Origin of the sequence: Peptoniphilus sp., from assembly GCF_022767005.1 — a bacterium.
Taxonomy (GTDB): domain Bacteria; phylum Bacillota; class Clostridia; order Tissierellales; family Peptoniphilaceae; genus Peptoniphilus_A.
On sequence record NZ_JALEOV010000107.1, the window covers coordinates 1 to 26,148 of the forward strand.

27 protein-coding genes are annotated in these 26,148 nt (G+C 30.8%); all 27 read right to left on the minus strand.

Features of this window, described 5'->3' with window-relative positions; translation table 11 throughout:
- On the minus strand, positions 1-491 hold a 491-nt coding region (locus MR285_RS08170), incomplete at its 3' end, for a fumarylacetoacetate hydrolase family protein (protein ID WP_293559827.1).
- A 9-nt stretch (positions 492-500) separates the two neighbouring features.
- On the minus strand, positions 501-1,289 hold the full coding sequence (locus MR285_RS08175) for an IclR family transcriptional regulator (RefSeq protein ID WP_293559828.1): 789 nt from the start codon (positions 1,287-1,289) through the stop codon (positions 501-503).
- Positions 1,290-1,321: 32 nt separating this feature from the next.
- Positions 1,322-2,221, minus strand: a complete 900-nt coding sequence (locus MR285_RS08180) for a dihydrodipicolinate synthase family protein (protein ID WP_293559829.1) — start codon at positions 2,219-2,221, stop codon at positions 1,322-1,324.
- A gap of 21 nt (positions 2,222-2,242) precedes the next feature.
- The gene (locus MR285_RS08185) at positions 2,243-3,415 is read right to left on the minus strand and encodes a UxaA family hydrolase (protein ID WP_293559830.1); all 1,173 of its coding nucleotides are present in this window, start codon (positions 3,413-3,415) and stop codon (positions 2,243-2,245) included.
- 16 nt (positions 3,416-3,431) lie between these two features.
- Entirely contained in the window at positions 3,432-3,725 is a 294-nt protein-coding gene (locus tag MR285_RS08190; protein ID WP_293559831.1) for a UxaA family hydrolase, read from the minus strand.
- A gap of 12 nt (positions 3,726-3,737) precedes the next feature.
- A complete protein-coding gene (locus MR285_RS08195) occupies positions 3,738-4,724 on the minus strand; it encodes a 2-keto-3-deoxygluconate permease (RefSeq protein ID WP_293559832.1) in 987 nt (328 codons plus the stop codon).
- Positions 4,725-4,783: 59 nt separating this feature from the next.
- Entirely contained in the window at positions 4,784-5,578 is a 795-nt protein-coding gene (locus tag MR285_RS08200) for an amidohydrolase family protein (protein ID WP_293559833.1), read from the minus strand.
- Positions 5,579-5,580: 2 nt separating this feature from the next.
- Positions 5,581-6,771, minus strand: a complete 1,191-nt coding sequence (locus MR285_RS08205) for an MFS transporter (protein ID WP_293559853.1) — start codon at positions 6,769-6,771, stop codon at positions 5,581-5,583.
- Positions 6,772-6,853: 82 nt separating this feature from the next.
- On the minus strand, positions 6,854-7,645 hold the full coding sequence (locus MR285_RS08210) for an SDR family oxidoreductase (RefSeq protein WP_293559834.1): 792 nt from the start codon (positions 7,643-7,645) through the stop codon (positions 6,854-6,856).
- Positions 7,646-7,682: 37 nt separating this feature from the next.
- On the minus strand, positions 7,683-8,834 hold the full coding sequence (fucO, locus tag MR285_RS08215) for a lactaldehyde reductase (protein WP_293559835.1): 1,152 nt from the start codon (positions 8,832-8,834) through the stop codon (positions 7,683-7,685).
- A gap of 240 nt (positions 8,835-9,074) precedes the next feature.
- Entirely contained in the window at positions 9,075-10,727 is a 1,653-nt protein-coding gene (locus tag MR285_RS08220) for a DEAD/DEAH box helicase (protein WP_293559836.1), read from the minus strand.
- A 146-nt stretch (positions 10,728-10,873) separates the two neighbouring features.
- Positions 10,874-11,164: a rhodanese-like domain-containing protein gene (locus MR285_RS08225; protein WP_293559837.1), complete on the minus strand. Its 291-nt coding sequence runs from the start codon at positions 11,162-11,164 to the stop codon at positions 10,874-10,876.
- 131 nt (positions 11,165-11,295) lie between these two features.
- A complete protein-coding gene (locus MR285_RS08230; RefSeq protein ID WP_293559838.1) occupies positions 11,296-12,243 on the minus strand; it encodes an ATP-binding cassette domain-containing protein in 948 nt (315 codons plus the stop codon).
- Between the two features lies 1 nt (position 12,244).
- Entirely contained in the window at positions 12,245-12,898 is a 654-nt protein-coding gene (gene modB, locus MR285_RS08235) for a molybdate ABC transporter permease subunit (RefSeq protein WP_293559839.1), read from the minus strand.
- Complete coding sequence (gene modA / locus MR285_RS08240) at positions 12,895-13,692, minus strand: molybdate ABC transporter substrate-binding protein (protein WP_293559840.1); 798 nt, start codon at positions 13,690-13,692, stop codon at positions 12,895-12,897. Before modA ends, modB begins: the two co-directional genes overlap by 4 nt.
- A gap of 1 nt (position 13,693) precedes the next feature.
- A complete protein-coding gene (locus tag MR285_RS08245) occupies positions 13,694-14,626 on the minus strand; it encodes an MOSC domain-containing protein (RefSeq protein WP_293559841.1) in 933 nt (310 codons plus the stop codon).
- A 1-nt stretch (position 14,627) separates the two neighbouring features.
- Complete coding sequence (moaA, locus tag MR285_RS08250; protein ID WP_293559842.1) at positions 14,628-15,599, minus strand: GTP 3',8-cyclase MoaA; 972 nt, start codon at positions 15,597-15,599, stop codon at positions 14,628-14,630.
- Complete coding sequence (moaC, locus tag MR285_RS08255) at positions 15,600-16,076, minus strand: cyclic pyranopterin monophosphate synthase MoaC (protein WP_293559843.1); 477 nt, start codon at positions 16,074-16,076, stop codon at positions 15,600-15,602.
- 1 nt (position 16,077) lies between these two features.
- Positions 16,078-17,103: a molybdopterin-binding protein gene (locus MR285_RS08260; RefSeq protein WP_293559844.1), complete on the minus strand. Its 1,026-nt coding sequence runs from the start codon at positions 17,101-17,103 to the stop codon at positions 16,078-16,080.
- A gap of 60 nt (positions 17,104-17,163) precedes the next feature.
- Complete coding sequence (locus tag MR285_RS08265) at positions 17,164-17,772, minus strand: NTP transferase domain-containing protein (RefSeq protein WP_293559845.1); 609 nt, start codon at positions 17,770-17,772, stop codon at positions 17,164-17,166.
- Positions 17,769-18,731 carry an XdhC family protein gene (locus MR285_RS08270; RefSeq protein ID WP_293559846.1) on the minus strand — a complete coding sequence of 321 codons (963 nt, stop codon included), beginning with the start codon at positions 18,729-18,731 and terminating at the stop codon, positions 17,769-17,771. The genes MR285_RS08265 and MR285_RS08270 overlap by 4 nt, the downstream gene beginning before the upstream one ends.
- Positions 18,732-18,758: 27 nt before the next feature.
- The gene (locus MR285_RS08275; RefSeq protein WP_293559847.1) at positions 18,759-19,403 is read right to left on the minus strand and encodes a GntR family transcriptional regulator; all 645 of its coding nucleotides are present in this window, start codon (positions 19,401-19,403) and stop codon (positions 18,759-18,761) included.
- An 83-nt stretch (positions 19,404-19,486) separates the two neighbouring features.
- Positions 19,487-21,037 (minus strand): BCCT family transporter, encoded by a 1,551-nt coding sequence (locus MR285_RS08280; protein ID WP_293559848.1) that lies wholly within the window; start codon positions 21,035-21,037, stop codon positions 19,487-19,489.
- A gap of 8 nt (positions 21,038-21,045) precedes the next feature.
- Entirely contained in the window at positions 21,046-22,542 is a 1,497-nt protein-coding gene (locus tag MR285_RS08285; RefSeq protein WP_293559849.1) for a histidine ammonia-lyase, read from the minus strand.
- A gap of 13 nt (positions 22,543-22,555) precedes the next feature.
- Entirely contained in the window at positions 22,556-24,811 is a 2,256-nt protein-coding gene (locus tag MR285_RS08290; RefSeq protein WP_293559850.1) for a molybdopterin cofactor-binding domain-containing protein, read from the minus strand.
- Positions 24,801-25,646 carry an FAD binding domain-containing protein gene (locus tag MR285_RS08295; protein ID WP_293559851.1) on the minus strand — a complete coding sequence of 282 codons (846 nt, stop codon included), beginning with the start codon at positions 25,644-25,646 and terminating at the stop codon, positions 24,801-24,803. Before MR285_RS08295 ends, MR285_RS08290 begins: the two co-directional genes overlap by 11 nt.
- The gene (locus MR285_RS08300) at positions 25,643-26,107 is read right to left on the minus strand and encodes a (2Fe-2S)-binding protein (protein WP_293559852.1); all 465 of its coding nucleotides are present in this window, start codon (positions 26,105-26,107) and stop codon (positions 25,643-25,645) included. The genes MR285_RS08295 and MR285_RS08300 overlap by 4 nt, the downstream gene beginning before the upstream one ends.
- Positions 26,108-26,148: the final 41 nt, after the last annotated feature.

Consider the following 26,148-nt stretch of genomic DNA (forward strand, 5'->3'; position numbering starts at 1 on the left):
GATAAATCATTAAAAATTGAAAAACCAAATATATAATTATTTGCCTCTTCTTTTTTTATGTTTTTCCCGTCTTTTCCAATAATTACAGCAAGTTCAATTTCATAATCTAGTTTTTCTGTTATTTCACTATTTATTGGAATAAAGTCATTATTTCCTAAAATTTTATTGGCTCTTTTTGAAAAATATATAGTATCTACATCTTTGGAAAAATCTTTTTTTGATACTTTTTCTACTTCATCTTTGTGATCTATATAATTCATTCCTATACAGATTATATCTTGTTTTGGATACTCAATTGGGCTTAAAATTTTATATTCATTTTTGATTTCCTTTTGATTATTAAAACATAAGTCTTTAAGATTTATTTCACTATCTATTAATTCATTTATGTCTTTAAAATCATATCCAAAATCTTTAAGTAGGTATAATTTATAGTCTATTTCAACAGCTATTTCTTTGCAGCCTTCTATTTCTATAAAAAATAATTTCATAATTTACCTCTATTGCTCACTGTTTGTAAAATCTAATTTCAAATTTTGAATCTTTATAATATCTTCTATAATTTCTTTTTGCTCTAATAAAACTTTAGAGATAAAATCTTCTGTATCTTCAGTTTTTCTAAAAATTGGATAAGTAGCAGACATTGCTCCCTTAATTATCCCATCTTCTCTAATAGGTACAGCTACACATGAAGTATTAAGGGTAAATTCTTGTTTTTCTACCGCATATCCCTTTTCCCTTACCATATGTATTTCATCAAGTAGTCTGTCAATGTTTGTTATTGAGTTTTCTGTATATTTTACAAATTCATAGTCTTTAAATTTTTCTATTATTTCTTCATCGCTAAAACCAGATAAAAGTGCCTTTCCAAGTGCCGTGTATATAGCTGGAATTTTCTTTCCCACAGAACTTACTATTTCAATATTATCTGGTGCGCTTACCTTTTCTAGATATAAAACCATATCATCTATAAGAACTCCAAATTGAACTATTTCTCCAATTTTATCAACAACTATCTCCATCTGCTTTTTAATCATTGAAAGACTATCTAATCTTCCTGAATAGGATAGTCCTAATTGAAAAAGTTTAAAGGATGCTATATAGCATCCCTTATCATTTTTTTCAATAAAATTAGTAATTTCTAGTGTTTTTAATATTGGACTCAATGTGCTTTTTGGAATTTCTAATTTTGTCGATATCTCTAAAAATGAAAGACCATTTTCATAATTATTTATTAAATCAAGAATTTTTACTACTCTAAGAGTAGGTTTGTGCAATTTATATTCCATTATTCCTCCAATCACGGAATATTATATCACAATTACTTGATTTCTTCGTACTCTTTAACTATTTTTTCTAAGATACACTTGCCCTTTTCAAATACTTCATCTGAAAGTTGATTGTATGGAAATATTGACCTAGAAGAGATATCTACCCCTCTTACTGCCATCAATCTTTTGAACAAGTTCGAAAAATTACTATCTAAATCATATAGAGGCATTAATTTATGGATTAAATTAGATAGTTTATATACTCTATCAAAGTTCTTTTCCTTTGTTGATTTAACAAGATCTGACCATATTTCTGGTACTAAATTTGAAAGAGCACCTATACATCCTGAACCACCCGTTGAAAGGTTATATAAGAATTGGTCATCAAATCCTGAGTAAATTTTTGTCTTATGACCTTCCGTAGCCCTTAGTAGCTTATTAGTATGAATTGGGTCTGCAACTGAATCTTTAAGACCTACTATGTTTGAATTTTCTTCTACAAGTTTTGCATACACCTCTCCGCTTACAGAGTAGCCACTTCTAGCTGGGAAATTATAAATATATACATTTCCCTTAACTTTTTTTGCTAATTCATTATAATATATAAAGATTTTTTCATCATCCATAGCAAAATAATATGGTCCCATAACCATAACACCTTTATAGCCTATTTTTATAGCTTCATTGCTAAGCTTTACTGTATCTTCAAATGAAGCACAATTGCTTCCAAAATATAAATCAACCCTGCCATTTGTATACTCATAGTAGTCTTTAGCAAATTGTAATTTATCTTCATAGTCTAAAACTGTAAATTCTCCAGTACTTCCAAGTACTAGAATTCCATCAACACCACCTTCAATAAGAAAATCTATGACTTTCTTATTTTCTTCGAAATCCGGCTTTTCATTTTCATCAAATATTGTAACAACTGGTACTATTATTTCACACATAAAGTCCTCCTAAAATCTTTCTTAAACAAAATTTGCCCCTCTTTGAATAGCTATCTCTGTATAGCCCAAAGCTTCAGCCTTTGTCAGTTTTCCGTTGCAAAAATCGATTAACTCGTCAAAATATTCATCTGCAAGCTCATCCATAGTCTTTTCTCCATAAATCGTCGGGCTAGCATCCCAATCCAAGTTATCTGCCATAGTTTTTGCAGTTTCTCTATTTCCTGTGATTTTAACAACTGGTGCTATCGGATTTCCTGTTGGGGTTCCTCTTCCTGTAGAAAATACTATTATTTGACAACCGCCAGCAATCATTCCTGCTACTGATGATGGATCATTCCCAGGAGTATCCATAATAACTAAGCCTTCTTTAGTTTTAAGTTGTTTTGAATAATCATATACTGCATTTACAGTAGTTGTACCACCCTTATGAATACAACCTAATGATTTTTCTTCAAGTGTTGTAAGTCCACCCTCTTTGTTTCCTGGTGATGGATTACCTTCTCTAACTTCTTCCCCTGTATTCATTTGGATATGGTCTTCATATCTATGAACTATATCATAAATTCTTTTCTTTACTTCTTCATTTTTAGCTCTTCTTGCTAAAATATGTTCAGCTCCAATAAATTCAGTTGTTTCACTAAGTACTGTTGTACCCCCATTTTCAACCATTTTATCTGAAAGATTTCCTATTAATACGTTTGAAGCTAATCCACTTGTTGGATCTGAACCGCCACATTCTGTCCCCATGATCAATTCAGAAACTGGGAATTCCTCTCTTCTTTCCATACTAGCTTCCGCTACAAATTCTTTAGCATATCTTGTAGCTTTTTCAATCGCTTTTAAAGTTCCACCTTCTTCTTGAATTATAACAGATCTAAGTGGTTTGTTTGTTCTTTTTTCAATTTCTCCCTTAACTAAATTAAGCTGAGCATTCTCACAACCTAAAGAAACTAAAACTGTTGCATATATATTAGGATTAGCCGCAAATCCAGAAATTGTATCCAATGTATATTCAAAGTCTTTTCCTAGTTGTGAACAACCTAATTGCATATTAAATGTAACTGCTTCTTTAACTTGTCCTGCAATAATTCTAGTTGTATCTGATGCACATACTGAGCAGGGTAAAATCAATATATGATTTCTTATTCCTACTCTGCCGTCACTTCTTTTATATCCCCAAAACGTCCTAGTCATGTGATTAATCCTCCTATTATTCTATAGCTTCTAAATCTTCACGTCTGCCTTCAATATTATGGTCATGAACATGTTCTCCTGTTTTTATATCATTTAATGCAAATCCAATATGCTCTCCATATTTAATAACAGGTTCTCCTTTTTTAATGTCAGTTAAAGCTAATTTATGATAAATTTTTATATCATCAATAGCTTTTATGCTTTTAATATTTCCATTTAAATCTTTAAATTCTACTATGTCACCCTTTTTTATTGGTTCTATAGCTACTATCACATTATCTTTTTCACTTATAATTACTGCATTTATCATATTGTTCTCCTATTATTTTACTTTCCAATCTTTCTTACTAAAATCTTGTCCTGGCAACGGATATTTTGGGCAGCCATATTTTTTAGCCCACCAAGCTGTTATGATCGGGATTAATATTGCTGTCATAACTGTTGAAGCAGCTACTTGAGTTGTTGCAGATGTTACATATGGAGCCCATGAAGGATCTATAGATGCTACTACTGCTGGTACTGCTATGGCATTACCTGCTGTAGATGAAACTGCCCAACCAGCATATCCTGGTCTCTTATTAAATATTCTGTCACAAAGTACCACAAAAGGTCCACTTATGCATACTGTGATTAATCCTAGTAATATTCCAGGTGCTCCACCTGCAACTATTCCTTTTACATCTATTCCTGCACCTAGCGTTATACCTACAAAGGGAAGTAGCAAACCTATCCCTGGTTCTAAAAACTCACTCATTTTCTTGTCAATATTTCCTATAAACATACCAAATAAAATAGGAACTATTACTGCGATTAAAGAAACTATTGGAATTTGAGCAAGTCCACTAGCTCCTAGTGTAATAAGCGTTAAGAAAGGACCATCGTTTATAGCTAATAAACTCATAGCTGTTTGGTCTACTTCATCTCCATATTCAACGTTTAAAGCCAAGTACATTGACCCATTTGAATTAGTTATAGCGCTTATAACTGCAAGTGTTGTTAGACCTAATATTCCTACCATTCCAAATAGTTTTCCAATTACTATGCCAAGAAAGGCTCCTATGGCATATTTTGAAATAAGTAAAACTCCACCCCTTCTAACTACTTCTGCAAGTTCTTTTACTCTTAATTGAGCTCCCATACATACAAGCTGAACTCCAAGTACTGCCGCTGTTCCCGCACTAGTAAATACTGCAGTAGTGAATGAACCTATTTGTAACATATCTGGGAAGAATGTATTTATCAGAGCTGATAAAAACATTGGCACTATCATCATACCAGCTGGAACTTTTTTCAAAAAATTCAAAATCATAATATCCTCCTGACTATTAAAAATAATTTAAATAAGTCCAAAACCCTATTTAATTGTTTTTATAACCCATAGCATTCTTTGGCATTGTTATAGAAGAAGTCTTCATCATTGCCAAATGATTCTATTAGTAAATCTATATGCTCTTTTAAATTAGAGTAAATATTAATAACTGGCCAGTTTGATGCATATATTAACCTATCTTTTGCAAATGTATCTTTTACAAAACTTAGTAAATCTCTTACAAATTCTTTATCTTCTGTTTTATATCCTGATACTTTTACATAAAGATTTGGGAATTTTGCCAAAGCTTTCATATTATTTTTGTACTCATCCGTCAATCCTTCAACGTTTCCTAAATGGTTTAAAACAACTTTGGCATTTGGAGTTTTTTCCATCATTTTTACCAAATCTGAAAGCTCATCTACTCTATTACAAGAGTCAAATGTCATATTGTTTTTAGTAAGTTCTTTTATACCTTCTATAAAAGAATCTTCAAGACACATTCCTTTTGGAGCATCTCCTGTATGAAGTGGTTGTCTTATTCCTGTTGCAAAAAGAGGGACTCTCATAGTTGGTGATACTTTTGATCTTGCTACTATTGCAAGTATTTTGTCATTATTTGCTTTTTCTTCATAAAGAATCTCATCTTCAAGTATTGGATTGTCTGAATCTACTTCGACATATATTCCGCCTTCTAATATAACATTATCTAGTTTTTTATATTCATTGATGTAATCTTCAATTAAATAAGATTTTTTTAAAGCTGGAACATCTTCTAACCAAGGTAAGTTTTGCTTATCTAGGTTCCAAACGTGAAAGTGTGTGTCTATAAGTTTAATTTTATTATCTGTCATTATTAACTCCTTCTTGAACCAATAAATCCATACCAAGCACAATATATAAATCCTATTATTGTTGTTGCCATAGCTATTTGAAGATTAAATGTTTCTCCTATGGCAGATATAACAACTGGTATAAGAGCAGCTCCTACTATACTCATAGTTAGAATTGATGCACCTGTCTTAGCGTCATTTCCTTTTATTCCAACTAAAGCTAATGAATATATTGTTGGAAAACCAATTGATATAAATAGGTATGCTACTATGAAAGCTACTACTGAGAATTTACCTAATCCTATACTTACTATAATCATCAAAACTGCCGTTATAGTCATATATACACCTAAGATTTTATTAGGTTCTATTTTATTCATTAATGGTGTAGTTATAAATCTTCCTAAAGTGAATAATAGTGAAACTATTGAAAGATATTTGGTAGCAGTTCCTACACTCATTCCTTCCCAAAACTCCATTGCATATGCTGAAAATAAAGACATACCTACCACTTGTAATCCTATAAATACAAAGGCTGCAATTACACCTTGTTTAAAGTGTTTGATTTTAAAAAGTCTCTTTAATGCAACAAATGTCGATTCATTATTCGCCATTTCTTCGTCATTATCCGGACTTGGAAGTTTTATTAAGAAGAATAATAAGAACACTATAGCAAGCGCTATGGCAATTCCAATATATATAATTCTTGTTCCCGATAAAAATTCAACCTTTGCTTGTTCAAATCCTGCTTGGTTAGGAGCTACTGTTTCTCCTATAAGAGATCCTAGTATAAAGGGTCCAACTATATTACCTACACCATTAAATGATTGGGCAAGGTTTAACCTGAAAGATTCTTTTTCTGGATCGCCAAGTTTTGTTATATATGGGTTACAATTTGTTTCAAGTGTTGCAGCTCCTGATGCCGTTACAAACATTGCAAATAGGAATATTCCATAACTCATTTTATAGGTTGCAGGAATCGTCAAAACAGCACCTATTACAAAAAGTAATAATCCCATCATCATTCCTACTTTATAGCCATACTTTCTAGTTACTACTGATGCAGGTATAGCTAGAAAGAAATAAGCTCCATAGTAGGCCATTTGTAGTAAGCTTGCCTTTGTTGATGATATTTCCATGTAATTTGCCATTGGAGTATTTAAGGCATTAACTAGGTTCATTGTAAGTCCCCAAGCAAAGAATAGAAATGTCACCAAGTATATGGCAATTTTGGCTTTAGATTGTCTATTTTTATTTATTCTATCAGTCATTTTAAATTTCCTTTTCAGTTCGTTATTAACTTAATGCTCTGTCTAAATGTACATATCCTCCATCAACGTAAACCCATTGTCCTGTTGTATGTGAAGCTCTTTCTGATAATAAGAAGCAAGCTGTATCAGCTATTTCTTCTGGATCTGTCATTCTTTTTCCTAAAGGTATTTTATCTGTTATTAATTTTAATCTTGCTTGTTGCTCTTCTTCATCACCAAATGTTTTTATCCATTCTTTATACAATGGTGTCCATGACTCTGATACAACTATAGCATTTACTCTTACTCCATCTTCTGCTAAAGCTGCTGCCCATTCTCTTGTTAATCCTAATATAGCACCTTTTGCTGCTGCATAAGCTGAAGTTTTACCTTGCCCTGTAACAGCTGTTTTTGATGAAATATTTACTATAGATCCCTTTACATCCTTTATATAAGGGATAGCTTGATGGACTAATTCATAATAGTGAGTTAAGTTTGAATGGATTGATTTCTCAAATTCTTGCCAACTTGTTTCTTCAAGAGATAAGTTATCATTTTTACCAGCGTTGTTTACAACACCATCGATTTTTCCATATTTTTCAACTACGTCTTTAACTATTCCTTCTATTTCTTCAGTATTATTTAAGTCTATAAAGTAAAGAGAATAATTGTCAGTGATTTTTTCCATTTCAGCTTTGAAGTCTTCAACTACATTATTTTTTCTGTTTAATACAACTGGAACTGCACCTTCTCTTGCTAATTGTAAAGCTATAGCTCTACCGATTCCTTTTAAACCACCTGTTACTATATATACTTTATCCTTTAAATTTAAATCCATTTTTATCTCCTTTATTTATATTTTATTTTACTTGTTTCTATATAAGTTTCTTATAAAGTTCAATTATTTCTTCTTTTGTAGGATCTTTTGGGTTTCCTGGTCTACATGCGTCATCCATAGCTGATTGAGCTAAAAATTCTATATCTTCTTCTTTAACTATATCTTTTAAATCTTCTGGGATTTTAACACTTATAGATAAATCTTTTACAGCCTTAACTGCAGCTCTTCGATATTCTTCTTGGCTCATTTCATCCACTTTTTTAACTCCCATAGCCCTTGCTATATCTCTATATTTTTCACCAGTTGCTTCTGCATTATATTCCATAACTGTTGGAAGAAGGATTGCATTTGCAACTCCGTGTGGAGTATCATATAATGCTCCAAGTGGATGAGCCATTGAATGTACTAATCCGAGCCCTACATTTGAAAATCCCATACCTGCAACATATTGAGCTAATGCTAACTTTTCTCTAGCTTCTTTATCATTTTCGCAAGCTTTAGGTAAATATTTTGCTATCAATTCTATAGCCTTAATATGGAACATATCTGAAAGATCATTTGCGTCTTTTGTTATGTAACCTTCTATAGCGTGAGTTAAGGCATCCATTCCTGTAGATGCTGTTAAGCCATATGGCATAGATTCCATCATTTCAGGATCCACTATTGCTGCTACTGGAATTGAATGTGGATCTACACATACCATTTTCTTTTGGCTTTCTTCATCTGTTATAACATAATTTATTGTAACTTCTGCTGCTGTTCCTGCTGTAGTAGGAATTGCAATAATTGGTGTTGAAAGGTTCTTGGTATCAGCTACTCCCTCTAAACTTCTAACATCTTCAAATTCAGGATTTGTATTTATAATAGCTGCACCTGCTGCACAGTCCATTACTGAACCACCACCTATAGCAACTATTCCATCAGCATCAAAGTCTTTTAAAACTTTTAACCCGTCAAGTACATTTTTTATTGACGGATTTGGTTTAATATCTGTGAAATATGTATATTCTAAACCATCAACTTGGTCTAAATATTTTGTTACTTTGTCAGATATCTTGTTTTCTTTTAAGAATCCATCCACAAAAACAACTATTCTCTTTAATCTTTTATCCTCTACTACATCTTTTACTCCAGCTAAAGCACCATATCCATGATAACTTATTGGGTTCAATACAAATCTACTAGGCATTTTTGACCTCCTTATAATTCAGTCACTTTTTAATTTTAAAACTATCTTGCTTTTTAGTTCGTATTTACGTATTTAAAATGTATATACGAATTACTTGCTTATAATATATATTATAGAGTAAACGTTGTCAAGTAATTTTTTAATTTTCTTTATTTTTTTAATTAAAAAATAATACTTAGTGCAAACAAAAACTCCTCTATGTGATTTTTTCACATGAGGAGTTTTTGTAAATTTTTTTAATTATTTTTCTGAATATTCAGCTTTAAGTGATTTGCCTTTGACTTTTTTGCCGTCTAAATCCCTTATTGCATCTTTAATCATATTTTTTGGAATCTCTACAAAAGTAAAGTTTTGCATTATATTAATTTTTCCAATTTCACTTGGAGTTACATTTGTATGCTTGCCTAAAAGCCTAATAATTTCTCGAGAATCAATGCCATCTCTCTTGCCTTTGTTTATAAAAATTTTTGGTCCCTTTATTTTTTTAATTTTGCCATTATTTTTATCTCTGCTTTTTCTATTAGAGTTTTCTGATTTATTGGACTTATTCATTTCAAATTTTTTGCCAAAATCAACTTTATCAAGTTCAGTAATTTTTTTGCTTCTTGAGGACTCGTTCACCATTTTTAAAAGCGATGCGCTTATGTCGTAAAGACTGTAACCTTCTGATAAAAGTTTATTTAAAACTTCTGTGTAATCTACATTGTCTTTAGCTTTTAAAATATTGTTATTAACTTTGTTAAATAAGTTTTCCATATTTTCTTTTTCAACATCATACTTAGTAGGTAGTTCCATCTTTTCCATTTTGATATTTGCATACTTTTCGATTTCTCTAAACTTGGAGTAATCTTTGTTAGTGATAAAAGTAAAGGAAACGCCCTTTTTGCCGGCTCTTGCTGTACGACCAATTCTATGGACATAATACTCTGCTTGTTGTGGAAGGTCATAGTTGAAAACTATGTCAATGTCAGAAACGTCAAGACCACGTGCAGCAACATCTGTTGCGATAAGAATGTCAATTGAGTTATTTCTAAATTTTTTCATGACATTATCTCTTGAAGATTGACGCATATCGCCGTGAAGAGAATCAACTTTGTATCCCCTTTGTGCAATTTCCCCTTCAAGATTTTCAACCATTCTCTTTGTGTTACAGAAAATAATTGCTTTTTTTGGTTTGTTAATTAAAATCAACCTATTTAAAATTTCAGTTTTCATATTTCTGTTTAATTCTAAATAATATTGTTTAATTTTTTCTGCAGTCAATTCTTTCTTTTCAATGATAACTCTTTTGGGATTTTTCTGATATAGTTTAGAAAACTCCTTAATGTTATTGTCAAAAGTTGCCGAGAAAAATAAAGTTTGTCTGTTCCTATTTGTCTTTTCGATAATAGTCTTCATATCATCTCTAAAACCCATATCGAACATTTCATCTGCTTCATCAAGTGTTAAGAATTTCAAATCATCTAGTTTAATAGTTTTTCTTTTCATGTGATCCATAATTCTTCCAGGAGTACCAACGACAATACTTGCACCCCTCTTTAGCTCTTTAAGTTGTTTACCCATATCGGCACCACCATAAATAGCTACGACTTTTATAAATTTTTTGTTTTTTGAAAGTTTTTGCAATTCATTAGAAACTTGTCTAGCTAATTCCCTAGTAGGAACTAAGACAAGAGCTTGCAAACTTTCATAATTATTATCTTCGATTTTTTCAATCATTGGAATACCGAAGGAAGCTGTTTTACCTGTTCCAGTTTGTGCTTGTGCAAGAAGGTCATGACCTTCTAATATTTCTGGAATTGTATTTTCCTGTACTTCCGATGGATTTTCAAAACCCATTTCCTCAATTGACTGTAAAACTTCACTAGATAATTTTAATTCGTTAAATCTCAATATATTCTCCTAATTCTTTTTTTGAACAAAAAAAGACCGAGATTCACTCGGTCCTCAAGTTCTTTCTTTAAGTATTATAACACATAAATAATAAAAAAGCTTGAAATAATCAAATTAAATAAAATAATTTTTCTATCTTTAAATATTTATTTTATTAATTCATTTTTATATTCTAAAATTCCGCCAGCTAAATTAACAGCGTCATATCCAAGTTCACAAAGATAGCTTGCAACTTCGTAAGACCTTCTGCCGCTTCTGCATAAAATATAAATCTCTCTATCCTTTGGAATTTTATTTAAATTATTTGGTACCATCATCATTGGAATATGTATAGCACCCTTAATAGTTCCAGTTTCCTTTAATTCTACATCTTCTCTGACATCAATGATGTAAGCATCTTCGATATTATCAATGTCATTTACATTTATTTCTTTCATTTTTATTATAAAACCCACCTATAATTATTCTAGTTTATGCAGTTTTAGTATATTATTTATAAATTGTTTTTTCAAGAATATTATAGAATTGATAATATTAATTTTTTAAATTTCTGTTAAAACTAGAAAATTTACAAGTGAATATTAACAAAACTGATAACTTCAATATTTATTTCCGACCCTATCTTTAAATCTAAATTTGACTTTATTCTAAATATTTTTTCTGTGTTTTTGTTTTTAACATTATAAAAATATCCTTCTAAATCATCTTCTTTAGATTCGATGATAAAATTACTGCCATCCTTTATCTTTAAATTTTTTGACTTAATGGCAACATTTGGACCTGGCTTCTCTTTAAATTCAAAATCTTTCCTTTTATCTTGACTTAAAAAAATATCAAAACCCACAAGTTTAGCTGAATATTTATTTTTAGGATTGAAAAATACTTCTTCTTTACTTCCAAAATCCTCTATATGTCCATTTTTTATTACTAAAGCATCTTCGCTAAATCTATAAACTTCTTCTTTATTATGTGAAACTAAAATAGTGGTTATATCATAATTAGTAATCAAGTCTTTGATGAATTTCTCCATCTCATCTCTCAAGACAGAATCTAATGCTGAAAATGATTCATCTAAAAGAATAACTTCTGGATTTATTGATAACATTCTCGCCATAGCAAGTCTTTGTTTTTGACCTCCAGACAAATTTTTTGGAAATAAATCTTTTTTTTCATATAATCCAACTTTTTTTAATAATTCCTTTGTCTTTTTCTTATCTTGACAAACAAAATAAATATTTTTTTCCGCCGTCATATTTGGAAATAAGGCATAAGATTGAAACATATAGCCTACTTTTCTATTTTCTGTTTTCATAGAAAAGGATTTTGAAGAGTCATAATACTTTGTATTAAATTTTATATAGCCCTCATCTGGATCTATAAGACCTGCAATACACTTTAAAATCATAGTTTTCCCAGAGCCCGATTCGCCTAAAATCCCTAAAATTTTATTTTGGCTCTTTACATTAACATCTAAATTAAAATTTCCAATTTGTTTTTTTATGTTTATTTCTATCATACTAATTTTCTCTAAAAAGTTTCTGCGACAATGAATTTGCAAGTATCATTGAACTAAAGGATATAATTACAATGGTTATTGACCATTTGAAAGCTAGCAATCTATTGCCTGCCTGTACTGCAGAATATATAGCTGTGGACATTGTTTGTGTCTTTCCAGGTATATTGCCCGCTATCATTATTGTCGCACCAAATTCACCAAGTGCTCTGGCAAAGGTAAGTATTAAACCAGAAAGCACACCTGGCACTGAAAGTGGTAATAAAATTTTCCAAAAAATTTTCATTTTTGAAATTCCAAGGGTCTTAGCTGCAAATAGTATATCTTCATTAACTTGTTCAAAAGCTCCTAAACTCGTCCTATACATTATTGGAAGACTGACAACTATGGCAGAGATAACTGCTGCTGTTGGAGTAAAAATAATACTAATTCCTAAACTTCCTAAGGCCCTTCCTATTATAGAATTCTTTCCAAATATTATTAACAGAAAAAATCCAACAACAGTTGGCGGAAGAACCATAGAAAGAGTTAGAAATCCATCTACTAAGGATCTTCCCCTTTTCATATTCATAACTAGATAAGCTAAACCAATCCCCAAGAAAAAATTTATAACACTAGCCAGTAAAGCTGTTAAAAGTGAAATTAATAAGGGGCTCATGCTTCAACTTTGCCAAATCCATACTTTTCAAAAATCTTCATTGCTTCTTCAGATTTTAAATATTGGATAAATTTTTCAGCAAGCTCTTTGTTTTTAGATTCCTTTAAAGGTGCCACAGGATAAATAACTTGTTTGTGTGAATCCTTTGGTGCTGATTCAACTATTTCTACATTTGCATCTTTTAGCATGGCATCTGTCTTATATACAAATCCTGCATCAGCTTCACCAGTTGAAACCCAATTTAAGACTTGTCTAACATCACTTGCATAAGATGTTTTTGAGTTAACTTTGTCTGCTATTTTATAAAAGCTTAAAATTTCTTGTGAATATTGACCTACTGGAACACTTTGTGGATCTCCAAGAGCAACTAGTTTTACCTTATCTGTTGCTAAATCATCAATTGATTTTACTTGGCTTTTATTTTCTTTAGGAGTAATTAAAACTACATCATTTAATAATAAATTCACTTTTTCATTTTCGTCAATAAAGCCTCCTTTAATTAGTGCGTCCATTTGTTTTACAGAAGCAGATATAAATATATCTGCATTTGCTCCTTCTTCTATTTGAGTTTGTAATGCTCCTGAACCACCGTAATTAAGTTTAAAATCTACTTTATTATCCTTATTATAGTTTTCAGTAATTTCATTTAATGCATCTTGTAATGAAGCCGCTGCTGATATATATAGTTCGCCACTTTCATCTTTTTTGTCTGAACTTTCTTTTTCATCTTTTCCACAAGCAACTAAACCTAATGCCATTGTAGCAATCAATACAATAAAAAATATTTTTTTCATTTTATTTCCCTCCACAATCTTTTACATTTTCATTTAATATATCTAAACCGTGAATTAGCGGACCTTCAAAAGCTTTAATATTTTCTCTAACAGCTTTTAATGAACCGGGTAAATTTATAATAAGCGACCCTTTCCTAATTCCAGAAACTGCTCTTGACAACATTGCTTTGTCTGTAAATTTACTACTATATAGTCTCATATTTTCAGCAATTCCAGGTACATTTTTTTCTAAAACATCTAATGTCGCTTCTGGAGTATTATCTCTTGGCGAAAAACCTGTTCCACCAGTAGTTAGAACTAAATTTAATTTTAATTTATCTGTAAAGTTTTTTATAGTTTCAGAAATAATTTCTCTATCATCTGGGATTATTGTTCTAGCTGAAATTTTAAATCCCTTTTCAGAAAAAATTCTTTCGATTTCGTCTCCCGATTCGTCAACTCTTTCTCCTCTCGAACCCTTATCTGAAACTGTAATAATTCCTAATTTATAGGGCGTATAAAATTCAACAGAAATATCATCTCCCTTTTTGAGGACTCCTCCATGCAAAACTCTTGCAAAAACGCCTTCTCTTGGCATAATACAATCTCCAACGCTATTTCTTATGCTACATCCCTTATGACATTCTTTTCCAATCTGTGTAACTTGCAGTCTAACATCTCCTGAAACTATTACAGTGTCGACTTTTATTTTATCAAAATCTAATCCTTTAATTAAAATATTTTCGCCAAATGCCCCTTCAGGAATTTTTAATCCTTCTTTTGTTTTCTCAAATTCTTCAACAGATTCCTTCGACAAAAGTGAGACTTGCCTGTGCCAATTTCCAGCATGTGCATCATTTAAAAGTCCAAATCTCTTTACAACTTCTACGGACTCTTTTGCGTATTTTTGTGTGCCCTTTTTTTCACTTATACATAAAGCACAAATTTTTGGCATTTTATCCTCCTATTTGATTCATATTTTTTTTATCACGTTGAATTAAACTTTCATTCATATGATGCATAAGAGGTTTATTATAAATAATATTTTTAATTTTTTCTCTTAGCTCATTTTCACTTAAAGAATAAATATAGGGTCTGATATTCTCGCCTAAATCATAATAAAGGCAAAGTTTTATAAATCCAGTTGCCGATAATCTAATTCTATTGCATTCACTACAAAACTTATTATCAATAGCATCTATAAAACCTATATTAGATCTATAATTTTGAAAAGAATAGTATTCAGCCGGTCCATTTCCCTTTTTTTCACCAATAGGACTAGATTTTCCTAAAATACTTTCAATTATTTGTAGCAATTCTTTTTTGCTATACCCTAATTCTGAATTTGCAATTCCCATGGGCATAATTTTTATAAACCTAATATCAATTGGATTATCCTTCCCTAAATAAATTAAATTTTCTATATCTTCTCTGTCTAAAGGTTTCATGGGAACTGTATTAATTTTTAATCTTTCAAAATTTTCTGCTAAAAGCACTTTAATTCCCCCAAGAACTTTATTGAGAAAATTTCTTCCTGTGATTTCTTCGTATTTAATTGGATTTAAACTGTCTAAACTAACATTAATTCTATCAATTCCCGAGTCAATAAGATTTTTCCCATATTTTTCAAGTAAAACACCATTTGTTGTTATTGTAACTTCTCCAATGCCTTCTAATTTTTTTAGCTCTTTTACCAAATTACAAACATCTCGTCTTACTAATGGCTCTCCGCCTGTTAATTTAAAATTTTTAATTCCTAGCGATATAAATATTTTGGACAAGATTAAAATTTCCTCATAACTTAAAATATCTTTATGATTAAGTAGTTTTACGCCTTCTTCAGGCATACAATACTTACATCTCAAATTGCATCTATCTGTCAAAGATATTCTAATATAATCAATTTCCCTTCCAAACCTATCTCTCATTTATAAACTCCTATAAAAATCGCCTGACTTTCCTCCCGATTTATGAATAAGTCTAATATTAGAAATTTCCATATTTTTATCTATTGCCTTACACATATCATAAATTGTAAGAAGTGAAACTGAGCAAGCTGTCAAAGCTTCCATCTCTACTCCAGTCTTACCTACTGTTCTAACAGAAACCTCTGACTCAACATAGGATTCTTCTCTATTGATAACAAAATCTATGTCAGAACCAGTTAGCATAAGAGTGTGGCACATAGGAATTAAATCTGATGTCCTTTTACTAGCCATTATGCCAGCAACTCTTGCCACAGCTAAAACATTGCCCTTTCTAACAGTTCCTTCCTCTATCTTTTTAATAACTTCTTTAGATGTGTAAATCCTACCTTTAGCAACTGCAATTCTTTTAGTAATATCTTTTTCAGAAATCTCCACCATTCTTGCCCTGCCGTCTTTATCAAAATGACTTAAATCCATTTTAAACTCCCTTTCCAAAAGAACATTCTGGATATGTGCAAGTTCTGCATTGTAGACAAAGTCCGCCATGTCCCAGCCTTGCAATTTCTTCGGCTTTAACTAAATCTTTTGCAGCTATCCTTGGTAGAATAAGATCAAAAATAGTTGACCTTTCATACATTACACAACCTGGCAAACCCATAATAGGTTTTCCTTCATCTGAATATCCTAAGCAAAACATTGCACCCGGAAGCACTGGTGCCCCATAAGTAACTAAATTTTTACTTACATTTGTAATAGCTTTTGGAGTTTTATCATCGGGATCGACGCTCATTCCACCAGTCAAAATAATAATATCTACATCTTTATCAAGCATCTTTTTTATTTCCCTTTCAATGTCGTCACTATCGTCTGAAACTAAAACATGCTCTGTAACTTCTAAATTGTATTTTTTTACTTTTTCTTTTACCACTGGACTAAAAGTATCCTTTATTAAGCCCGAAAAAATTTCTGAACCAGTAGTTATGAGTCCAACTTTTTGATGTATAAAAGGTAAAATATTAAAAATCGGTTCCTTGCCAATCTCTGCCTTTTTAGACTCCATTTTTTCTTGTTCAATTACTAAGGGTATAATTCGAGTTCCAAAAATTTTGTCATCTTTTTTTACCGGCATATTATTATGCCTACTCGCTACCATCATTTGAGGATCTATATTAATTTTTAATAGTCTTTCAATATCAACCTTTAATAATCCATCAGGTTCTGAAAACACATCAAATTTGCCTTCACTAGGACCTTTGGCATACATATTTTCCCCCATGCACATATCTCTTAAATATTCAGCTGCTTGATCTTCGTGGATCATGCCTTCTTCTAATTCAAAAATATATATGTTTTTTTTTCCAATTTTTTTTAAGATGGGAATATCTTCTTCTTTGATAATATGTCCCTTTTTAAACCTTGGTCCTTTAAATTTATCTTTTATAATTTCTGTTATATCGTGACTAAGTACCATGCCAACTGATTTTTCTACTGGAACTTCTTTCATCCCTATAAACCTTCTCCTATAATATGTTAAAATACACTTTTATATTTTACTTATTTCTTTTTAATTTTTCCTATTAAAATAATTTAAAAGACTATTATAATCTTCTAAACTATCAATATCCTTACCTTCTATTTCACTTTCCATTTCAACAGAAATTGAGTTTTTTTCTGTAATAAATATAGAACCGCCCTCATCGCCTTTTAATTCCAAAAGTTTTTCTTTTAATGAGATTGGGATTATAACAGGAGAACCCTTTTTGCCAGCGAATTTAGGAAAAATAATTTTATCAAGATTACTTTCAAATTCATTTAATAATTTAATTACTGATTTTTCTTTTAAAAAAGGTTGATCCGCCATAAAAAACATATAGCCCTTTGAGTCGATTTTTGAATTTTCAATTCCTAACTTTATAGATTCGCTTTTTCCTAAATTTGCATTTGGATTTTTTTCATAATTAATTCCCTTTTTAACTGCGTATTCTATAATCTCAGAATCATTAGTTATAACAATTTTATCCTTAAATGGAATTGACTCAATTAAATCTAAAACATAGGAGTAAATTTTTTTCTCTGCTATTTCAGCCTTTAACTTATTTTCTTTAAATCTCTTTGAATATCCGCTAGCTAAAATAATAGCATTAACTTCATAATTTTTTATTTTATCGTTCATACATTTGTCCTATAACTTTCTATAACTTCACCAGCTATGCTTATTGCAATTTCTTCTGGCGTTAGAGCCGATATTTTCATTCCCACTGGCAAGTGAACTTTCTTTTCATATTCACCTTCTAAGCTCCCGCCTAAAAAATGTTCTCTATACTTTTTAGCTTTTATTTTATTTCCTACAACGCCAATATAATAAGGTTCCTTCTTTAATACACTTTCCAAAACTTTAATATCGTATTTATGCCCTCTAGTCATAATCAATACATAGTCACTTTTTTCAATATCAATAGAATCAAGTTTATCAAAATCTATTACTATCCTTTTAGTTTTGTCAAACTCTTTTTGACTTATAAAGTCTTCTCTATCGTCAACTACACTTATATTCAACCCTAAAAAATCAAGCACTTTGACAGTGGCTTTAGATATATGTCCTCCTCCAAAAATAAAAACCCTCATAGGTCTTTTTATTTTTATCTTAAATAAATTTCTCTCTGGATTTTCTTCCCCTGTAAATGGGAATAACTTTCCATCGATTTCAATTGCAATTCCAAAATTAGAATCTTCCCTTGAAATATCATATACAAGATAAACATTATGATCCTCTACTTCTGATATAAGTTTCTCAAAATATTCCTCATTTTTGTAATTTTCTATGTCTATATATTGAAAATTAACTCTAGTCTGTCCGCCACATACCATTCCATTTTCAGCAGCAACCTCTTTAGAAACTTCATAAAATTGTTGATCACATTTTTTTGTAGAAATTAAATTTTTTGCATGATTTATAGCTTGAAATTCCTGTTCTCCGCCACCAATAGTGCCTGAGTAATATCCCTTTTCAGTTATTAACATAGTTGCTCCAACTTCTCTTGGAGCAGAACCATGCTTAAAAATTATAGATGCCATTACAAAGGGTTCTTTTTTTCTACACAAGTTTATAGCATCTTTTATAATATCTATCAAATTACCACCCCTTCAAAAATATTTCTATTACTCACTATAATTCATGTCAATTACTCCCTTATTAAAATGATTTTTTAATAATTTTTTTACTTCTGACATGTCATTTTTTTTAGTATACTCTAGCATAAGTTTGTGATCTTCGAAATGTTTATCTTTAAATACTTTCTTATTATATGAAGACGTTAGTATTAATAAATCAGATAAGTCGTCAAATTCTCTTATTAAATATTTATTATTTGTAGCAACGACAAATTGTCTGTCAAAGTTTATTGATGTCCGTATATATTTGTAATCAAATTTATTGTTGTTATCATGTTGTTCCTTATTTGCTTCAAATGCTTTTTCCAGCAGTTGTTCCAAATATTTTTCTTGATTGTTTTCTAAAATAATATTTAACGCACCTAAAAGTAATATTAAAATCGTGTTATTAAGATCAATTATTTCTTTTTCAGATAATGAAATTACTTTATACTTATTGTTTTCTTTTATTTCAATGAGTCCTAATGAGTATAAAGATGATAATGCTTCTCTAATAGGAGTATTGCTTACAGAAAATTCTCTAGTTAGTTCAGATATATTGACATCTTGGCCTAATTTATATTCCTTAGTTAAAATCTTTTCTTTTATCAAATCAAAAACTTGTTCTCGAATGCTCATTCTACTTATTTTCATTAAAATACTCCTTAAATTCTTCAAACACTATAAATTCAATATAACTTTAAACACTGTTAAGCATTTAAAGTTATATTTTCATTCTATTCTATTATATCATCAAAGAAGAAAGTTTTAATTGCAGAAATTACTTGTAGAATAAAGATAAATAATACTACAAAGCCTCCCGCTGCCGCTAAATCTTTAACTCCTTGAACCCCTTGCTCTCCGCCGCCAAATGCAGCCATTATTATAGCTATACAAGCTATTGTACAACCCCAGATTATTTTCATAAGTCCTGGAGCTTCAGAACCTATAGGAATATTTTTCATACACATTGATGCAATAGATGTTGAAGTTGCATCTGCAGCTGTAACAAAGGACATCAATATTACAAATAAGTTTATAGGTATTATTATAAATGATAGTGGCAAACTTTTTATAAATTCAAACAATGCCATTGTTGCATTAGTATTTGCGATAGCACTAACTAGGTCGAGTTTACCATTCATTTGCATAAATAAAGCGTTGTTGCCCCAAACTCCAAACCAAATTATTCCAAAAATTGCTGGTAATAATAAGTTTATTGTCAAAAATTCTCTAATAGTTCTACCATAAGAAATTTGTGCTAAAAATATTCCTGTTACTGGTGCATAAGCAATCCAAACTGCAAAGTCAAATAATGTCCATGATCTAACGAGAGGTTCTCCACCAATGTCTATTGGGTCTAATCCCCATTTCCAAAAATTATTTAACCATTCAGCCATACCTGCTGTTGAGTTTCTTAAAATGAATAAAGTTGGTCCAACTATAAATAAGAAAATCAACAATCCATAGTAAAAATAAGCATTTAAGTTTCCAACTTTTGCCAATCCTTTACTTAATCCTGCATATGAGGACATACAAAATAAAATTACTATTAAAACTCCAATACCTATAAATAATGGCATCGTTGGTTCAATTCCATATCCTGATTTTAGTCCTGTTGTTAAAAGAACTAAACATACAGTGAATCCAGAAGACAAGCCTAAAGCTACACCGAGCATTGATAAAACATCAATTACTGTTGAAGCTTTTGAAGTCTTTATTTTTTCTCCAAACAAAGGCGTAAGAGTAGCTGTAACTGACAATTGTTGTTTCTTGTTAAAATACATATAAGCAGTTAATACACCAATAAGTGCATAAATAGCATAAGGTGCAAAAGTCCAGTTGTAAAAACACCTTCCCATAGCAAATCTCAATGCTTCTTCAGAAAAGGGACGTATATTTAATTTGTCTAATTCTCCCCATATATTTCCATAATAAATTAAGGGTTCGTTAACTCCCCAAGTTACTATACCCGTAGCAACCCCACCAGTTAATGTCATTGCAAACCAAGTTTTAAAGGAGTACTTTGGTTTTGCATCAGCTCCACCCAATCTAATTTTTCCAACTTTAGAAAACAATATTACAAAAGTTAGAATAAGTACGAATATTGTTAAAATTTGATATAACCATCCAAAATTATCTAAGGACCAAGTAAAAATTTTATTTGATATTGTAGACAATGCTTTGTTGTTTACAAGACCAATTATTGCAGCCGACAATATAAGTATGAATCCTGGTATAAATACTTGCCATCTTATCTCTTTTTTGTTTAAATTTTTATTTTCCATATTTTACCTCATATATTTAATAATTCTTTTGATTTAATACAATCATAGGCTTTTTTAATATCTTTAGATATATTTCTATCTTTATCATAGTATTTAACATACCTTCTAAAAATTTCGTAAGCTTTTTTAGTACCCTTGCCAAGCTTAATATCCCCTCTCAAATCTATTGCTTGACAAGCGTGTATTGCCTCTATTCCCAATATGTAATAAATATTATCAAGCATTTGCATTATTTTGTAACATGCCAATGGTAAATTTGATGCGTGATCTTCAATTCCGCCAGCTAGTGCGTAAAAATCCATTGAAGATGGATTAGCAAGCCCTCTGTTTTGAGTATCTAACATAGTATAAGTTTTTTGAATAGTACCAAAAGCAATTGTTGTTACTTCTTTAGGAGTTAAAAATCTTGTAAGACCTGTAAAACTTGGGTCTGCAAGTTTTATCATTCTATAACATGAAGTCTTTGATAGGTGACTTAATGCAGTTGCTATCATTTCAACCCCAACAGCAAGAGATGTTACCTCAAAATTTGAACTTACAAAAGAAGAACCTTCTTCTAATACTATACATGGATTGTCATCTGTTGAATTCATGGCAATTAGCAATTGCTTTTCGACATAATCCAAAACATCATATATTGAACCGTTTATAGCATGTGCACATCTAAAACATAAAGGATCTTGAAGTGCCCTATTTTCATCATAATCATAGAGATAACTTCCCTCTAAAAACTTTCTGCACATTTTTGCAGATTCAATCTGACCTTTAAAACCTCTAAGTGCATTTACATCTTCACGAAGCTGCTCCGTAACTCCATTTAATCCTTCTAAACTCATGCAAAAAATTAAATTTGTCATTTTTACAAGTTCTCTTACTTCTTTTATTATAGTGGCAGCCATTGCCTCGCCCTGTGCATTTGAAGAAACAATACTTAATCCATCTTTTGGTCCTAATTTTGCAGGTTTTAAACCTATTCGTTCCATAGCAAGTTTTGAATTAATAATTTTACCATTGAAACTAACATCTTCTTCTCCAATAAAAGCTAGTCCAATATGAGATAAAGTTGTAATATCTGCTTCTCCAATAGAAGAACGCATTGGAATCCTTGGATGAATTCTATAATTTAAAAACTTCTTATAATGTTCAAGCAAATCTAAGCTTAATCCCGTACAACCAATCAAAGCCTTATTAAGTCTTATCAATAAAATAGTTCTTACTTGTTCCTCTGTATGATAGGGACCAACTCCCAAACAATGTGAATTTAAAAGATTTTTATTATACTGTTCAAAAAAATCCTCATCAAATTCTTTGTCTTTATTCCAGCCCACACCTCTATTTAAGCCGTAAACTGGTTTTCCCTCTGCAGCCATGTCAAACAAAATTTGTCTAGCTTTTTTAACTCTTTCCTTTGCTTCTTCAGATATATCTACTAGCCTATTTTCATATGCAACTTGATATATTTCTTCCAAGGACAATGCTTCTCCCTTTAAAATAAGTTTTTCCATTTTTTCACCTCTCTTAATTTTTTTCACTTAATGCTTCTATAATTTTTTCTGGAGTTGCCGGATAATTAGTTATATTAGTTCCCAAGGCATGATTAATTGCATTTATTATTGCCGGTGCAGGTGCAACAGCTGATATTTCTCCTACACTTTTAATTCCATAAGGTGCTGTTTTATCATGTGTTTCCACCAAAACTACTTCTACCTCTGGCATATCCCATACATTAATGACATGATATTTTGATAATGTCGAGTTTTTAACATAACCTCTATTGTCTATTTCAATATCTTCTGATAGAGCCATTCCTATTCCAAATTCTGCCCCACCTTCTATTTGCCCTTCTACAAGTGCTGGATTAATCGCTTTTCCAATATCGTGAACGCAAACTAATCTTTCAACTTTAACAAATCCTGTTTTTTTATCAACTCTAACTTGAGCAAAATCTGCTGCAAATACTGCAGGATTTCCCTTTGGTATGTGTTTTACATATACTGAAGTATGATCAAATAAATTTTTTTCTCTAATCTGTGAAATTTCTCCATAGCTAAATTTTTCATCGCTATTTTTTATTTTTACAAATCCATTTTCAACATACATATCTTCAGTTTTTATGTTTTTAACTTTATTTAAAGTGTCAAATAACAAATCAATTAATTTTTCAGAAGCTTCTTTCAAAGCCCCTCCTGCTACAAAACTCACTCTACTAGCTTGAGTTCCTGCAGCATCATATGGTGTAATGAAGGTATCTGCTTCAGTTATAAATATATTTTTAGGATTTAAGTCAAGAGCTTCTGCCGCAACTTGTTTTAATGTTTGTAAAGTTCCACAGCCTTGTTCATGAGCAGCTATTTTACACAAAACATTTCCATCGGCATTTAAAACCATCTCTACATTTATAAAATCGGGAAAAGCTCCAAGATAACCATTGCCATGAGATGCACAAGCCATTCCAATACCATAGGCATATCTATCTGTGTTTTTGTTTTTTAAGTTTTCATAATTGTACTTCCAATTTATTTTTTCCATACCTGCAATTACACATCTTTTAATACCAGCGTCACCAATATTAGGTCCTCCTACCGGATCCTCACAGTATGGATCTACTAAATTTTTAAGTCTAAGTTCACATGGATCCATCCCTATTTTTCTCGCAACATTATCCATGTTAATCTCTGAAATTGCATGAGCCTGTGATCCTCCGTAGGACCTAAAAGCTCCACCTGGTAAAGTATTAGTATAATATGCAGTACCCTTAACTTCTTGATTGTAAATTTTATATAATCTAAAAAGTTTTTTTGCATATGCATTTACAATGCTAGAAGCATTTGTAGCATAAGCTCCTCCAGCAACAAGAGTGTCAATTTTTCTACCTAAAATTTTTCCATCCTTATTCACTGCAGTTTTAATATGAATTCTCATTGGATTTCTAGTAGTTGTTCCCTTTATAGTTTGTTCCCTGTCCATATAAATTTGAACTGGTCTTTTTTCAGAATAGGCAACAAAACCTGCAATAAACTCAAGCATAGGTTGTTGTTTGCCACCAAAAGAACCACCCATATTAGATTTTTTAACTCGTATTTTACTATAAGGTAATTTCAAAATTCTGCTCAAGTGCATCTGTATAGCAAATACTATTTGACTTGCGCTAGATACAACTAAATTGCCAAATTCATCAACAGTGGCCATAGCAGAATGTGTTTCTATTGCCAAATGATGAGTTCTACTTGTGTTTCCCTCATCTTCTACTATATAATCTGCTTCTTCAAAAGCTTTTTCAACATCTCCACATGATTTAGTGTTTTCATAAGCGACATTTGTATTACCTGTGATAATATTTACATCTTCAATTGCATCATCAATAGTTGCTACTACTGGAAGTTCTTCGTAGATAACCACAACTTTTTTTATTGCTTCTTCTACACTTTCTATGCTATCTCCTAATACTAAAGCTATTCTATCTCCTACAAATCTAGCCCTATCGTTTAAAATCATTTCATCTTTTACACCATTTATACCAGTAAACCATTCCATAGAATTGTATTTATTATGAGGTACATCTTTATAGGTTAGTATTTTATATATTCCCTTAGTTTTTAGAGCCTTTGAAAAATCAAACTTAAAATTTGCATGAGGTTTTTCACTTAAAACTAATTTGCCGTATAACATATCATCATATTTTATGTCTGTTACATATTTTGTCTTTCCTCGAACGCGATCATAAGCATCATCTCTTATTAATCTTTTTCCCACATATTTCAAATCATTTTTCATAATTTATCAATTCCTCGAGCATGTCCTCTAATAATCCTTGTATAGCAACTCTCTTATAATACTTAGAACTTCTTTCTGGAATAGCTTTCTCAATCTCATTAAATCCAGTTTGTTGTAGAATTTCCAAGTTTATATTTTTAAAATCGTGATTAGCAAAAACTTTTTCTAAATCAAGTGCCCTAACAGGTTTAACCCCGACAGCACCTAAAAAAATTCTAGTATCTTTCTTTCCATCTTCATTTAAAATAAAATTCATAGCGCAACTAATTTTAGAAATTGTTACTCCTGTACGAGATCCAATTTTATTAAAAATATTTAATCCCTTCTTTTTAGGTATTATTATTTCTTTAATAATTTCATTTTGACTTAAATTTGTTTTCTCTCTTCCAATAATGAAATCCTCAATAGAAACAATCTTTTCATTTTCCATTGAATCTAAAATTTTAATTTTTGCATCTAATGCAAAAAGAGCCAAAACACAATCTGCACTTTGAGATGCATTGGCAACATTTCCACCAATAGTCGCAAGATTTCTAATTTGATTTGAACCTAATTTATAAGCAGCTTCATAAAGAGACCTGAGATTTTCTTTAATTCTTTTCTCATTAATGATTTCTGTCATAGTCATAAGAGGCCCTATATAAAAATTAGTATCATCTTCCTTAAATCCCTTTAATTCATTTATCTTTGTAATTTCAATGATATTGTAATTGACAATTTTTTTATTCTTTATTTTTATTATTAAATCAGTTCCTCCAGCAAGGATATAATAATTGTCGCCCTTATTTTCTAAAATATAACAAAGTTCACTTAAATCCCTTGGTGCGAATATCATTTTTCCACCTCTTTACAAGCTTTTTCAATAGCTTCTAAAATTTTCATAAATCCAGTACATCTGCAAAGATTTCCCTCAATATATCTTTTTATCTCATAAGTTGTTGGGTTTATATTATGTAACATCAAAGATTTTGCACTCATAATAAAACCCGGAGAACAGTAACCACATTGAACAGCGCCACATTCCACGAACTTTTTTTGCAAAATATCCAACTGACCATCGTGTTCCAATCCTTCAATGGTTATAACTTCTTTACCATCCAACTGTGCTGCAAGCATCGTGCACGATGTAACCGCTAACGAATCCACTAATACAGTGCATGCTCCACACTCGCCCTCGCTACAACCTTCTTTAGTTCCTGTTAGTCTTAAATCATTTCTAAGTAAATCTATTAATCTTTTCTTTTCGTCTACATCAAAATTATAGATTTCACCATTAACTTTTAAACTTATTTTCATTTTCTCACCTAAATTTTATTTTAATCAATATGCATCGTGCA

What these genes read in the sequence shown, in the direction of transcription:
- MR285_RS08175 (WP_293559828.1), bottom strand. Translation starts at nt 1,289, where the DNA reads ATGGAATATAAATTGCACAAACCTACTCTTAGAGTAGTAAAAATTCTT.
- MR285_RS08180 (WP_293559829.1), bottom strand. Translation starts at nt 2,221, where the DNA reads ATGTGTGAAATAATAGTACCAGTTGTTACAATATTTGATGAAAATGAA.
- MR285_RS08185 (WP_293559830.1), bottom strand. Translation starts at nt 3,415, where the DNA reads ATGACTAGGACGTTTTGGGGATATAAAAGAAGTGACGGCAGAGTAGGA.
- MR285_RS08190 (WP_293559831.1), bottom strand. Translation starts at nt 3,725, where the DNA reads ATGATAAATGCAGTAATTATAAGTGAAAAAGATAATGTGATAGTAGCT.
- MR285_RS08195 (WP_293559832.1), bottom strand. Translation starts at nt 4,724, where the DNA reads ATGATTTTGAATTTTTTGAAAAAAGTTCCAGCTGGTATGATGATAGTG.
- MR285_RS08200 (WP_293559833.1), bottom strand. Translation starts at nt 5,578, where the DNA reads ATGACAGATAATAAAATTAAACTTATAGACACACACTTTCACGTTTGG.
- MR285_RS08210 (WP_293559834.1), bottom strand. Translation starts at nt 7,645, where the DNA reads ATGGATTTAAATTTAAAGGATAAAGTATATATAGTAACAGGTGGTTTA.
- fucO (WP_293559835.1), bottom strand. Translation starts at nt 8,834, where the DNA reads ATGCCTAGTAGATTTGTATTGAACCCAATAAGTTATCATGGATATGGT.
- MR285_RS08225 (WP_293559837.1), bottom strand. Translation starts at nt 11,164, where the DNA reads ATGAAAGAAATAAATGTAAATGACATTGATAATATCGAAGATGCTTAC.
- MR285_RS08230 (WP_293559838.1), bottom strand. Translation starts at nt 12,243, where the DNA reads ATGATAGAAATAAACATAAAAAAACAAATTGGAAATTTTAATTTAGAT.
- modB (WP_293559839.1), bottom strand. Translation starts at nt 12,898, where the DNA reads ATGAGCCCCTTATTAATTTCACTTTTAACAGCTTTACTGGCTAGTGTT.
- modA (WP_293559840.1), bottom strand. Translation starts at nt 13,692, where the DNA reads ATGAAAAAAATATTTTTTATTGTATTGATTGCTACAATGGCATTAGGT.
- MR285_RS08245 (WP_293559841.1), bottom strand. Translation starts at nt 14,626, where the DNA reads ATGCCAAAAATTTGTGCTTTATGTATAAGTGAAAAAAAGGGCACACAA.
- moaA (WP_293559842.1), bottom strand. Translation starts at nt 15,599, where the DNA reads ATGAGAGATAGGTTTGGAAGGGAAATTGATTATATTAGAATATCTTTG.
- moaC (WP_293559843.1), bottom strand. Translation starts at nt 16,076, where the DNA reads ATGGATTTAAGTCATTTTGATAAAGACGGCAGGGCAAGAATGGTGGAG.
- MR285_RS08260 (WP_293559844.1), bottom strand. Translation starts at nt 17,103, where the DNA reads ATGAAAGAAGTTCCAGTAGAAAAATCAGTTGGCATGGTACTTAGTCAC.
- MR285_RS08265 (WP_293559845.1), bottom strand. Translation starts at nt 17,772, where the DNA reads ATGAACGATAAAATAAAAAATTATGAAGTTAATGCTATTATTTTAGCT.
- MR285_RS08275 (WP_293559847.1), bottom strand. Translation starts at nt 19,403, where the DNA reads ATGAAAATAAGTAGAATGAGCATTCGAGAACAAGTTTTTGATTTGATA.
- MR285_RS08280 (WP_293559848.1), bottom strand. Translation starts at nt 21,037, where the DNA reads ATGGAAAATAAAAATTTAAACAAAAAAGAGATAAGATGGCAAGTATTT.
- MR285_RS08285 (WP_293559849.1), bottom strand. Translation starts at nt 22,542, where the DNA reads ATGGAAAAACTTATTTTAAAGGGAGAAGCATTGTCCTTGGAAGAAATA.
- MR285_RS08290 (WP_293559850.1), bottom strand. Translation starts at nt 24,811, where the DNA reads ATGAAAAATGATTTGAAATATGTGGGAAAAAGATTAATAAGAGATGAT.
- MR285_RS08295 (WP_293559851.1), bottom strand. Translation starts at nt 25,646, where the DNA reads ATGATATTCGCACCAAGGGATTTAAGTGAACTTTGTTATATTTTAGAA.
- MR285_RS08300 (WP_293559852.1), bottom strand. Translation starts at nt 26,107, where the DNA reads ATGAAAATAAGTTTAAAAGTTAATGGTGAAATCTATAATTTTGATGTA.